At 59.0% G+C, this 11706-nt stretch carries 6 protein-coding genes; all 6 read right to left on the bottom strand.

Annotated features, from left to right (window positions below; genetic code table 11):
• Positions 1-56: 56 nt before the first annotated feature.
• Complete coding sequence (locus QZ329_RS13360; RefSeq protein WP_295753438.1) at positions 57-986, bottom strand: hypothetical protein; 930 nt, start codon at positions 984-986, stop codon at positions 57-59.
• Positions 986-1390 carry a single-stranded DNA-binding protein gene (locus QZ329_RS13355; RefSeq protein ID WP_016321675.1) on the bottom strand — a complete coding sequence of 135 codons (405 nt, stop codon included), beginning with the start codon at positions 1388-1390 and terminating at the stop codon, positions 986-988. Before QZ329_RS13355 ends, QZ329_RS13360 begins: the two co-directional genes overlap by 1 nt.
• Positions 1391-1475: 85 nt before the next feature.
• Complete coding sequence (locus tag QZ329_RS13350) at positions 1476-9137, bottom strand: SpaA isopeptide-forming pilin-related protein (protein WP_295753435.1); 7662 nt, start codon at positions 9135-9137, stop codon at positions 1476-1478.
• A 97-nt stretch (positions 9138-9234) separates the two neighbouring features.
• Entirely contained in the window at positions 9235-9963 is a 729-nt protein-coding gene (locus tag QZ329_RS13345) for a CAP domain-containing protein (RefSeq protein WP_295753433.1), read from the bottom strand.
• 131 nt (positions 9964-10094) lie between these two features.
• Positions 10095-10967, bottom strand: a complete 873-nt coding sequence (locus QZ329_RS13340; RefSeq protein WP_295753431.1) for a class D sortase — start codon at positions 10965-10967, stop codon at positions 10095-10097.
• Positions 10967-11706: hypothetical protein (locus QZ329_RS13335; RefSeq protein WP_295753429.1), on the bottom strand; the 740-nt coding region annotated here is incomplete at its 5' end. The genes QZ329_RS13335 and QZ329_RS13340, both read right to left, overlap by 1 nt.

Genomic DNA, 11706 nt, shown 5'->3' with positions numbered 1-11706 from the left:
GTCGTAAAATCCGGCCTTGAACTGCTCCTGCCATTGGCGGACGGAGATTTCTTCTCTCATGAGGAGCCCTCCTCTCTTTGCGGCAGAAAGGTTTGCAGGATATCCGCGATGGCGGAGAACACAATCGCCAGCTCGCGGGCCTCTTTGACAGAATCCTCGATTTCGTCGGGCCGCATACGGGTGTTCTCCACCCAGATACGGACGTTTTCCTCCGTGGGGGTCAGCAGGACGGCTCGCTCAAAGGCTTTACAGAAGAGAGAAGCGATCGTGCCCCGGCGGTCCGCCTCAGCGTCGATGGCCTGGACCTCCTTTTTCGCTTTCAGAAGCTCCACCGCCTGGGCGGCGGCTTCCTCTCGTTCCTCCTCCGGCAGATCCTGAACCTGACGGGTGATGTTGTAGCCCTGATTGATGGACAGGTCGCCGCTGTCCAGGGCCTCCTTCACGGCAGAGGGCGCGTGCTCGTCGATCTGCATGACCTTGCCCATAGTGACCTCGCCGATACCAACAGATTCGGCCAGCTCTTTTCTTGTGCTGACAGGAGAAATCGGGTTTGACAATGTTGTCAAACCCGATTTTGTATCCTCACTTTTCTGATCGCCGCCTCCGGCAGACATATTCGCTTTTGCCTTGGCCTCAATGTCCGGCCTCAGCTTCAGGGCGATTTTGCCCAGCTCCCACTTTTCCAGGTTCCGGCGGCCCCGCTGGTTCTCAATGGCCCAGCGTTTGGCCTCCAGCAAATCCTCGAACGAAAACACCGCCATTTTATACGGAATCCCGTGCTCCTCACACAGCCGCTGGCGGTTATGTCCGTCGATGATGACCATATCCTCATTGACGATGATAGGCGAGTAGCATCCGTTTTTCAGCAGGTCCGCTTCCAGGGCGGCCAGCTGCTCCCCCGTGAGAGGGGGGAGCAGCTCTGCCATCTCCGGCAGCACCACCGGGGTCCGGTCCGCGCTGCCATATTCGACGCCAGTGTTCCGCATTAAGCGATGGCCTCACTCTCAGGCATCCCGCAGGCGGCGGCCTCCCGGTTTGCTCTGGCAGCGTCAATGGCCCCGGCGGCCTCCCGCGCCTTTCTGGGGGAAAGCACTTCCACATCGCTGGCCTTGATGAGGAAGCCGGGCTGGCGGGTGGGGTCCTCGGAGGGCACAACGGTTTCGAAGTCCCCGGCGGCGGCCAGCTTGCAGCCCTTATAGGCCATGGCGGCGCAGCGTTCCGCCAGGGGGCCGCGGACCTTGATGGAGATAAAATCGGTGAGGCGGGTTCCGTCCTTGGCCCGGTAGCGCCGGTCCGAGGCGATCCGCAGGATGGCGTAGGGCCTGCCGTCCTCCTGAGTCTTCAGCTCCACGTCGTTGGTCAGGTTTCCGGTTGCGGCAATTTTCAGCATAGACAGTCTCCTTCTTTGGTGATATATTTATAATGTATAGGACTACAGGCGGCCCGCTGAAAGGCGGGCCGCCTGGGCGCGGGAATCAATAGCCGGTACGGGGCAGTTTGGGCACGGAGGGCTTCTTTCCGTAGACGGTGGTCACCCAGCGGCTGACCGCCTGGACCCATACGCCTTGGTAGGTGCCGCCCACGTCCGCCTTGTTCACGAAGGAACTGGCGGCAATGCTGGACACGGCCTTACAGTGCAGCATGGGCTTCTCCACCTGGGCGAAGCTACCGGGGACCTGCCCAAATACGAACATGATTTCCGTAACCCGCTCGTTGCTGGCGAGACCCAGGGCTGTGGCGGAGGCGGCGAGGGTGTAGTTTTTCTGGGTGGAGAGGTTGTCCGCCAGGGTCTGGGGCTCTCCTCCGTTCACCCGGTAGGTGATCTTATAGGTTCCGGGGAAGTTGTAGGTGCCGGTGACAATCTTGCTCAGCCGGACCTCGGCGGGCAGGGTGTCTCTCCAATAAAAATTGTCGAGGCGCACATTGGAGCTGTTGGCAATATTGGAGAAGGTGTAGTTCACAGGCTGGCCAGCCATGGCCTCGGCGGGGCCGGTCTTGGTGATGGAGACTCCTGTGAACATGCTCTTGTTGGTCACCTCGAAGCGGACGATCTGGCCCTCGTACTCCAGGTAGGCGGTCAGGGGCGTTTCGTTCACGCCGTAGTTGGCGGGCGCTTTGACTTCCCGGATGGTATAGCGGCCCAGGGGGAGCTGACGGGAAACGGCCAGCCCGCGGCCATCGCTGCGGATGGTGTCCACGAGGTTGCTGGCCTTGTCGTAGATTTCAAAGACCGCGCCCTCCAGCAGCGTTCCGGCGGGGAGGCCATTGGTGGAATTGTAGTCGGCGGATTTCTTTGTGATCTGAATCTGACCGGAAATGGGGGTGTTCTCCCACTCCACTAGGGTGGTCTCGCCGGGCTTTACATAGACGGTTTTCATCTGGGTGTCCGTGATGTAGCCCTCGTTCTCCAGCTCCCGCAGATAGTAGCGTCCCGCCTCGGTGATGTCCTCAATGTACACGAATCCCTGGTTGTCGGAGGTATACTGGCCCACAGGGGTGTTGGCGCTGTCGTACAGCAGGAAGCTGACGCCGTAGATGCCCTTCTTGGTGATGGAATCCACCTTATGAATCAGGATGCCCGAGAAGGCTTTGTTGGTCACGGTGAGCGTGGTGGTTTCGCCGTCTTTAATGGTGAAATATTGCGGGGTTTCGTCAACCTTGAAGCCCTTCGCGGCCTCGATTTCCACCGCATAGTAGTCCCCGGCGTCCAGGTCCACGTGGACCCGGCCCGTGGAATCCGTAACGACGGTTTCCACCAGAGCGCCGTCCATTCTGCGGATTTCAAACTTGACGTTGGGAATGCGCTGGGTTTTGTCGGCCTCGTTGACCTTGATCAGCTCCAGGCCGCCTGCGGGGACATTTTCAAAGGTGATGGTCTGGGTGTCATTGGCATTCACCTGGACGGTCTGGCGCTTGGTGTTCAGATCGATCACATAGCCGGGGAGCGTTTCGATTTCCTCCACGATTATCGTGCCCACAATACCGGGGATTTTGATCTGGCCCAGGGAATCCGTCGTGTAGAGGCCGTTGGAGGAAATCTTTCCGCCGTCCAGGTCCACGTTGGAGCCGTCGGCGTAGGTGATTTTGAATTTCACACCCGCCAGCGGCTTCTTGGTCGCGGCGTCGATCTTGTTGACGATCAGTCCTCCGGCTTTCTTGTTCCAAAAGGTCAGGCTCTGGGCCTCGCCCTCCTTGATGAGGATGCTCTGGGGCTGACCGTCGAGGATGTAGCCGTCCAGGGTCTTGGTTTCTTTGACGGTGATGGTCGCGCCAGGGGTCAGACCGGGGATGGAAATGCGCCCATCCTTGTCGGTGGTATAGTAACCGTTGTTGGGTCCCACGACAGCCCCGGAACTGTCTGTTACCAGAAATTCCACGCCAGCCAGCGGCTCGTTGTCGCTGCCGTCGATGAATTTTTGAATCGTCAGCGTGTTGGCGGGGATGTTGTAAAAGGTTGCCGTCTGTGTTTCCTGGGGATTGACCGTAATAGTCTGGCCCTCTCTGCCCGGTTCGATGGTATATCCGGGCAGGGGCCGGGTTTCCTTGATTACAACTGTCCCCACGATGCCGGAGATATGGATTTCCCCGTGGTCATCAGTCGTATAGAGGCCCTTGCTGGAGAGGTGTCCATTGTCTGTGTCAACGTAGCCGCCCTCAGCATAGATAACCTCAAATTCTACGCCAGCCAGAGGCTTTCCGGTTTGCTTATCCAGCTTGCGGATAATCAGCGAACCGGCGGGTTCATTCCAGAAGGTGAGATTCTGAGCCTTGCCCGCCTCGATCTTGATGCTCTGGGGCCGTCCGTCCAGGACATAGCCGTCCACCGTTTTGATCTCCTGGGCGGTGATGGTGGTTCCGGGCTCCAGGCCCTCCAGGACGATTTCACCGGCGTTATTGGTGTAAAAAATACCGCCGTCAGGATTCAAGGGCTTGCCGGAGCCGTCCACCACCTTGAAGGCCACGCCAGCCAGGGGTTCATTGGCGGTGCCCTCAATGTATTTGTGGATGGTCAACGTCATTTTGGGATCATTTTCAAACGTGAGACCATTCCCATTGCCAGAGCTGCCAGAGTTTCCAGAGCTGCCGGAGCTGCTTCCACCAGAGGAACTGCTTCCGCTGGTCCAGCTGTTGCCGGAGCCGTTTTTCACGATGATGGTCTTGGGCGTGGTGTCCAAAACATAGCCGTCCGGGACTCTGCTTTCAGACACCACAACGGTGCTGCCGGGGATGAGGCCCGTTACTACGACGGTCCCGTCCTTTCCGGTAGTGTAGCGGCCCAGCACATTGCCATTGCCGTCCTTGACGGTAAACTCCGTGTTGGGCACAGGCTTTCCGGTGACAGAATCCAACTTGGTCAGCGTCAGGCTGCACATGGGTTCGTTGTAGAAGCGAAGGGTCTGGGTGTCCTGGGGATTGACCACGACGGTCTGGCTCTTGCTGTTGGGGTCCATGACATAGCCGTCGGGGGCCTTTTCCTCCGTGACCACCAGGGTTCCGGTCACTTGGGTGATCTTGATCTGCCCGTTGCTGTCGGTGGTGTAGATGCCGTTGGAAGAAAGTTTGCCGCCCTCGGTGTCGACCACGCGCCCGTCGGCGTAGAGCACCTTGAACTGTGCGCCCGCCAAGGGGGCCTTTGTGACGGAATCCAGTTTTTCAATGATGAGAGTTCCGGCCCGTTTGTTCCAGAACGTGAGGCGCTGTACCTCGCCGCCCTTGATGAGAATGTCCTGCGGAGTCCCATCCAGCACAAAACCGTCCACAGTTTTGATCTCACGGGCCTTCACAGTAGTGCCGGGTTCAATGCCGCTCAGCACGATCTCGCCGGCCTTATCCGTGTAATAGGTCCCATCATCAGGGCCGACCGCCGCTCCGGAGCCGTCGGTGACCTTGAACGCAACGCCGCTCAGAGGCTCGTTTTCGGTGCCCTCAATGAACTTTTGAATAATCAGTGTTGTTCCGGGCTGATTGTCAAAAATCAGGCCGTTGGCGACGCCGGAGCGCACCACGATATTCTTCGGCGTGGAATCCAGAATGTAACCCTTCGGCGCTTTCTGCTCAGACACGACAACGGTAGCGTTGGGCTTCAGGCCGGAGACTGTCACAGTGCCGTCGGCGCCTGTGGTGTAGAGTCCGTTGTTGGAACCGATCACATGTCCGTCGCTGTACTGGACCAGGAACTGCGCCCCAGCCAGAGGCTTATGGGTCACGGCGTCCCGCTTCAGGATGGTCAGGGTGCAGAGAGGGGCGTCATAGAATCGGAGTGTCTGCGTGTCCCCGGCGTTGACCACCACCGTCTGGGGCGTGGGGTCCTTCTCATAAAAATCAGGGGCTTTGTCCTCCGTCACGACATAGGTGCCGGGCTGAATTTTGGAGATTACGATCTGTCCATTCTGGTCCGTGGTATAGAGGCCATTGCTGGAGGTGAGTCCCTCATTATCGGGGAGCAGCTCTCCATTAGCATTGGTAATTTTGAAACGCGCCCCGGCCAAGGGCTCCTTCGTGATCTTGTCATACTTTTCGACAATGAGCCCGCCCTTGGGGGTATTTGTAACCACCACGGTCTGGGTGTCCCCGTTGGGGCCAATCACCACATTGGTGCTGGGCGCGTCCATGACATATCCAGCAGGAGCCTTGACCTCCGTCAGCACATATGCGCCGGGAGCGAGATTGGAAATCCGAATCTCACCGTTGGAATCCGTGGTGAAAATGCCGTTCTGCGTGAGGGTGGCGGTGCCGATGACGCCGTCCAGGCCAACCTCACAGCCAGCGGCAGTTGTCACACGGAACTGAGCGCCGGGGAGGGGCTGGCCGCTGATGGAGTCCCGCTTCTGGATGATGAGTTTTCCGCGAGGCTGGTTCTTGAATGTCAGGGAAACCGTCCGTCCCTCCTTAATCTGAACCGTTTGCGACTGCGTGTCAATGATGAATCCATCCGGTGCCTTGGTCTCCGTTACGATCACGCTCTTGCCAGGCTTCAAACCCTCAATGCGGATTTCTCCGTGGGCGTCAGTCCGGTAAATCCCATTGGAATCACCGATCAAAGTTCCGTCCGCGTAGGTGACCTTGAACTCGGCGTCCTGGAGGGTGATGCTGGGGTTGACGGAGCAGACCTTCCTGATGAGGAGATTTCCGTCCGGCGAATTATCAAAGGTCACAGTAATGACATTCTGCACGCCGTCGTCCGAAATGTAGACCGTTTCAGAGGAATTGATGATGGAATACCCATCAGCGGGGTCGATCTCCTCCACGATATAGGTGCCCGCAGTGAGGCCCGTCCAGATGCAGGTGCCGTTTTTCCCGGTGACCTTCTGCCCGATGACCGTGCCGCCCGTGCCGGAGGTGCCGCCCAGGAAGCGGAGCTGGAAGGTGCAGCCAGGCAGGGCCTCGCCGGTAACAGAGTCATACTTCTCAACGACGATCCCGTTTAAGGGTTCGTTCTGGAAAGTGACGGTTTTGCTCTCGTTTCCGTGGATAATGACCTTCTGTGTGGTGGGTTCCTTCATCTGGAAGCCGGGGGCAGGAGCCACTTCCGTGATGGTGTACTCACCAGGATAGAGACGCTTGCCCTGTTCGTGCAACTTGATCTCGCCTCGGGCGTCCGTGAAAATGTAGCCGAAATCAATGGTGGCGGGGGCTTCGGCAGCTTCGCCATTGCTGGTGTAGGTCACATGGAATTTCGCCCCCTCAATGGGAGCGCCTGCCACGCTGTCTTCCTTGAAGATGGTCAGCTCGGGGGCCTTGCGGTTCTTGAACGTCAGCTTCTTCACATCTCCGGCGTTCAGGGAAACCGTTTGCACCCGGTCGGCGTCCTTGTCCGGGAGGAAGTAAGGCGCGGGGACGGAAATCTCCGTGACCCGGTAGGTGCCGGGCTCCACCCGCTTCGTTACCATGCCGTCCGGCCCGGTCTTCCAATCGTCCTGAAAATCGCCGTTGATGGCCTCTACCCGGAAGACGGTATCGGGGATCGGCTCCTGACTGTCCGCGTCGATCTTATAAAGGGTCAGCTCCGGCTTCTTCAGGTTTTCAAAAATGACTTCCTTCTCGTCGCCGCCGTTGAGGGAGATCGTCTTGGTCCGCTCCTCGCCAATCACATACGGCTCAGGGACGGACTGCTCGGTGATGCGGTAGCTGCCGGGGGCCACCCGCAGCTCCACGGAGCCGTTGGCCTCGGTGGTCAGGTTCTGACGGTAGTCGCCGTCAATGGCCTCCAGCAGAAAAACGGTGCTGGGGATTTTTTCGCCGGTGCCCTTCTCCACCTTCGAGATTTTGAGCAGAGGCTGTTTCAGGTTGTCGAAGATGAGCTGCTGATCGTCGCCAGCCCCCAGCCAGATCGTCTGGGTGGGCTCGTCGCTGACAACCCAGGGGTCCGGCACGGATTCCTCCGTGACTTCATAGCTGTCCGAGGGGATGGCAGTAAGAACCGCTTTGCCGTCGGGGCCGGTGGTCACGTCATCGTGGAATCCATAATGGATACCCCGAATTTCAAAGTGGGTGTTGGGGATCACGTCCCCGGTCTGGGAGTCCCGTTTCAAGATCGTCAGATTCGGGAGCTTTTTGTCCGCTGCCGAGACTGTGACGGTCCCGCCGCCATTGATGGTGGCCTGATCCACATGCGCGATGACCGGCTCCGTCAGCTTGGCGAAAGGCGCCGGGGCGGACACCTCAACAAAGGCATACATTCCCTCCTCCACGTCTGTAACCGTGATGGAGCCGTCCTCCAAGGTGGCCTCCGTGCCAATAATCTGGCCGTCCTTCACGATATTGAATACCGCGCCGGGGAGAGGGTTGTTGGAATCATCCAGTTTGATGAGCTGGATTTTGACCTTGCTGTCGTTCTCAAAAACGAGGGAAACGTCGCTTTTCCCGTCCCATACAAAGGTCTGCTTGCATTTATTGACATCCGGGCTCTTGGTGAAGCCCTCCGGCGGAGTTACTTCCTCGGCCTCATAGCTCCCAATGGGCATAGTATCCCAGGGCACATCGGTGAGGTATCCGCCCTCGCCGGTGACATAGGTACCCACAAAGCTGTTGTCCACGCCGGTGATCTTGATAACCGCCCCGGCGAGGCCCCTGGAGGGATTGTCCGCGTCTACTTTACGGATACTGCCCTCTCCGGTAATGGTGGTGCTGTCCCGGAAAGTAACCGTCACTGTGTTATTGCCGTTGCTGGGAAGCGTGACATATTGCGGGGCGGTACTGTCGATCTGGTATCCGCCCGGAGGGGGTGCGGTTTCGGTTACTGCATAGGTGGCAGCACTGAGCCCCGCGATCCTGTAAACCCCGTTTTCCCCTGTGATTATATCCTTAGAGAAGGCGCCGTTAGTGGACTCAATGTGGAATCCGGCTCCCGGCAAACCCTTCGAGGGGTTGGTGGCGTCCACCTTCTTGACGATGAGGACGTATTCCTCCTGCTCGATGTGCTCCACCGTCAGGTCGCCCAGGATGATCTTTTGCACAGACCCGGCAGGGTGGGAGCTGGACCCAGCGCCGGTGAAGGTATATTCATACACAGCGCATTTGCCCCAAACGCCCTGGCTGCCCAGATCCAGGATATACTGCGTCCGGTCCCGGAAGGAGGTTTCTCCCTGCTTCTGGTCGATGCTGGTGTAGTGAGTTCCTTCCAGGGAATTGTAGACTGCCATCAGCTCCTCGGCGCAGGCGGCGACGGGATCGCTCATGCTGCCCTGCTGGCAGCGCCAGATACACGCCTGCACCCAGGCGTTCATGTACCAGCGGTAGCCCGCGTTCCAGACGTCGTTGACCCCCAGGGCGATGGCCTCGTCGGTGAAAACGCCGGTGGAATGGGCATAGTAGTAGGCCATCATGGTTTCCACGGTGGGGTCCGAGATGGACCGCTTGTTCCCCCAGGTCTGGCCCTGGAGAGAGTTCCCCATGTCGCCGCCCTTGGTGCCGCAGAAGCCGGTGGTGGTCTGGTTTCCGTTTTTGAAGGTCATTTCATGGAGGGTGCAGCGCCCCAGGGCCGCGGACTCATAGGCCACGCCGGAGTGGCCGAACTCCTTCAGCGTGATGGTATCCCCGGCGGCGAAGGCCGTGGTGGGGAACAGGCCCAGGACGCAGATCAGCGCCAGCAGCAGGGCTGTCAGGCGCGTTCGCAGGGAATGATGTTTTTCGTTCATAAAGGGTTCCTTTCCATTTTGAATTTGGCGATGAAAAAAGGCCCATTGGCGTCTTGCCAATGGGCCTCCGTGTGGTATGAAGCTGTTCCAGAGTGGTTTATTCGTAGGGATTATGGCTGGTGGGATCGCCCACGACCATGTAGCAGTAGGCCCGGCCATTTTGGAAGGTGACGCCGGTTCCGACGTGGGATGCCTCCGCCAGCAGCATGGTTTCATAGTGCCCGGGAGATTCGATCCAGTAATCGATGGCCTGCTTCGCAATATCCGGGCAGCCGTAGGAGGTGAATACGGTCAGGTTGTAGAGCCCGCCGTGGGGCCAGCCGTAGCGGATGAGTGCCATGTGGTCATAAGGCCGGTGCTCCGTGACGCCTTGACCGGAGACATCCTGGGCGGCATTCATGAGGGATTCGTCCATGGGAAGCTCCGCGAGGCCGTTCTCCCGGCGCACCTCATTGATGAGCCGGACCATCTCCAGACGAATGTCCATGTTGGCGGAGAGGGCCTCACTTGGATTGGAAGGCGTTTCAGCGGCTTCCACGGTCAGCGTCAGGCTGCCGGTAGTCCCGGCTTTGTTGGCGACGGTGATTTCAGCCGTCCCCTCCGCCTTGGCCACGGCCACCCAATACGTCAGGACCCGCTCCAGGGTGATAGCCTCCGGGTTGCTGGATTCGGCGGTGTACTCCGGTCCGGCAGGGCCGATGATGAGGCAGCTCCTTTCACCTGCCTCCAGGGTATTGCCCTTGTAGCTGCCCACCCGGATCTCCGGGTCCGCCGCCTGGGCCGGGCCTGCCAGCAGTGTCGCAGACAGAAGCCCGCACGTCAACATTTGAAGCATCCTTCTTTTGCCTTTCATAGTTCTTTCCTCCGTTCCTGTGATTTTATTGGGAGTTTGCAACCGCAACACTACCACAGATTCGGAGGATTGTCGAATGAAATCGGCAGACAGTTCAGCTCGGTTTAATCCGTCAGTTCAACCGCTCTCACACACCACCGGAGGTCCCACTCATCCCGGACGCAGGTGTACAGCGTCAGGCAGTTCTCGGAGGTGTTTTCCAGGCTGCTCCGATCCGTTTCCGTCACCTTGGCGACGGAGGTCACCTCATAGGTCCGGGTGCCCTCCTTGGTGGAGAGGGTGATCTCGTCCCCGGCCTCCAGGGTATGGATTTTGCCGAAGTAGGAATTGGTCCCTCGGTTGTGAGCGGCCAATCCGACGTTGCCATTCCAGATGGACGTCTCCTCAAAGTGGCCCACGCCTTTCTTCAGCGCAGAGCTGTCCGTGCCCTGGACGATCTTGACACTCAGGCCAATGGCAGGGATTTTAAGTGTCCCGAGACTTCCGTTGCTGTAGTAGCTGTCCTCGGTGACGCTGGTGAACCCTACGGAAGCCGTGTCATTGGGCCGGGTGGTAACGGTGAAATGCTCCGGGGGAGTGGAGGAACCGGAAGAGCCGGTGTCTAAGATCGACGTGCTGGGCAGAAACCCGCCCATGCCGCTGGACACACCATTTTCCGAAACAGAGTAATTTGCGCCGCCCACTTGATTCACCAGTCCGCCGGAGAGCGCTCCAGGAACACGGTTCGGGGTCAAGTATTCGCCGGAGCCGGGGAGGTAACTGGTGGGAGTGCCGAAGCCAGGAGCCACCAGGGCCACGTTTTTGCTCCGGTCCACGTTGGGGTTTTCCTCCTCGTAGATCGTATCGTCGCTGGTGGGCCGGGCGAACAGGAAATCGTCCGCCCCGTCATAGCTGTACTCCAATGCGCTGGCCTGGACGGCGCACAGGACGCAGATCATGCAGGCCAGCAGGAACAGTCTGAACTTTTTCAATGGCATCATCTCCTTCTGATTTTCTTGTACACAAAGGCACCGCCGAGAGCCAGCACCAGAACCGCGCCGCCGATCATAAGCGGGCGCTTGATACCGGAAGCATCAACGGGTTCGCCGTCCTGAACGCCGGAGTCCTTCGGGGCCTCGGTGCTGCCGAACACGGCGGTATAGGTGACCACATTACAGCCGGTTTTGGAAACCTCTCCGGAGTAGTCCGCCGTCACCGTGTACCCGGTGGCGTACTTACTGGAGGTGCTGCCGATGTACCGGGCCGTGGCGGTGTAGCGGGTGACCACACCGTCACCCTCCTCCTGGGTGGAATTGCCCCACTGCACATCCGCCAGGGTCAGGCTCCGCCCGCCATCGGAGATGGTCTTGGGCACCAGGGAGAGGTCCGCATCCGACAAATTCGGATAGGTCCGGGTAGCGGACACGGTTCCGGTCTTGGTGGCGTAGCCGTCGGTTGTGACCTTGACCGTGGTGTGGTCCAGGTGCAGCTTTCCGGTGTAGCCGTCCTCCGTGACAGTCTCAATCTCCGCGTCCAGAGTCTGGAGAATTTTCTCCATGTTATTGGTATCGCTGGGGAGGGTGACCGTCTGGACATGGGGCTTGGTGTCCACGCCCACCTCATCCTTCCGGGTCATATCCAGCAGGTAATACAGCCGCCCGTTCCGCTCAAAATCCTCCGTAGGAATGAGGCTGGGGTCATCGTCCAGGGACAGCTGATACACCTTCTGGATGCGAA

The sequence above is a fragment of the uncultured Oscillibacter sp. genome, from assembly GCF_910579365.1.
Lineage (GTDB): Bacteria > Bacillota > Clostridia > Oscillospirales > Oscillospiraceae > Oscillibacter.
The sequence above is the reverse complement of the archived record's forward strand: the minus strand, read 5'-3'. Positions and strand labels throughout refer to the sequence as shown.

Excerpts from the sequence above, each read along its gene's own strand:
- QZ329_RS13360 (WP_295753438.1), bottom strand. The coding sequence starts at position 986 with ATGCGGAACACTGGCGTCGAATATGGCAGCGCGGACCGGACCCCGGTG.
- QZ329_RS13355 (WP_016321675.1), bottom strand. The coding sequence starts at position 1,390 with ATGCTGAAAATTGCCGCAACCGGAAACCTGACCAACGACGTGGAGCTG.
- QZ329_RS13350 (WP_295753435.1), bottom strand. The coding sequence starts at position 9,137 with ATGAACGAAAAACATCATTCCCTGCGAACGCGCCTGACAGCCCTGCTG.
- QZ329_RS13345 (WP_295753433.1), bottom strand. The coding sequence starts at position 9,963 with ATGTTGACGTGCGGGCTTCTGTCTGCGACACTGCTGGCAGGCCCGGCC.
- QZ329_RS13340 (WP_295753431.1), bottom strand. The coding sequence starts at position 10,967 with ATGCCATTGAAAAAGTTCAGACTGTTCCTGCTGGCCTGCATGATCTGC.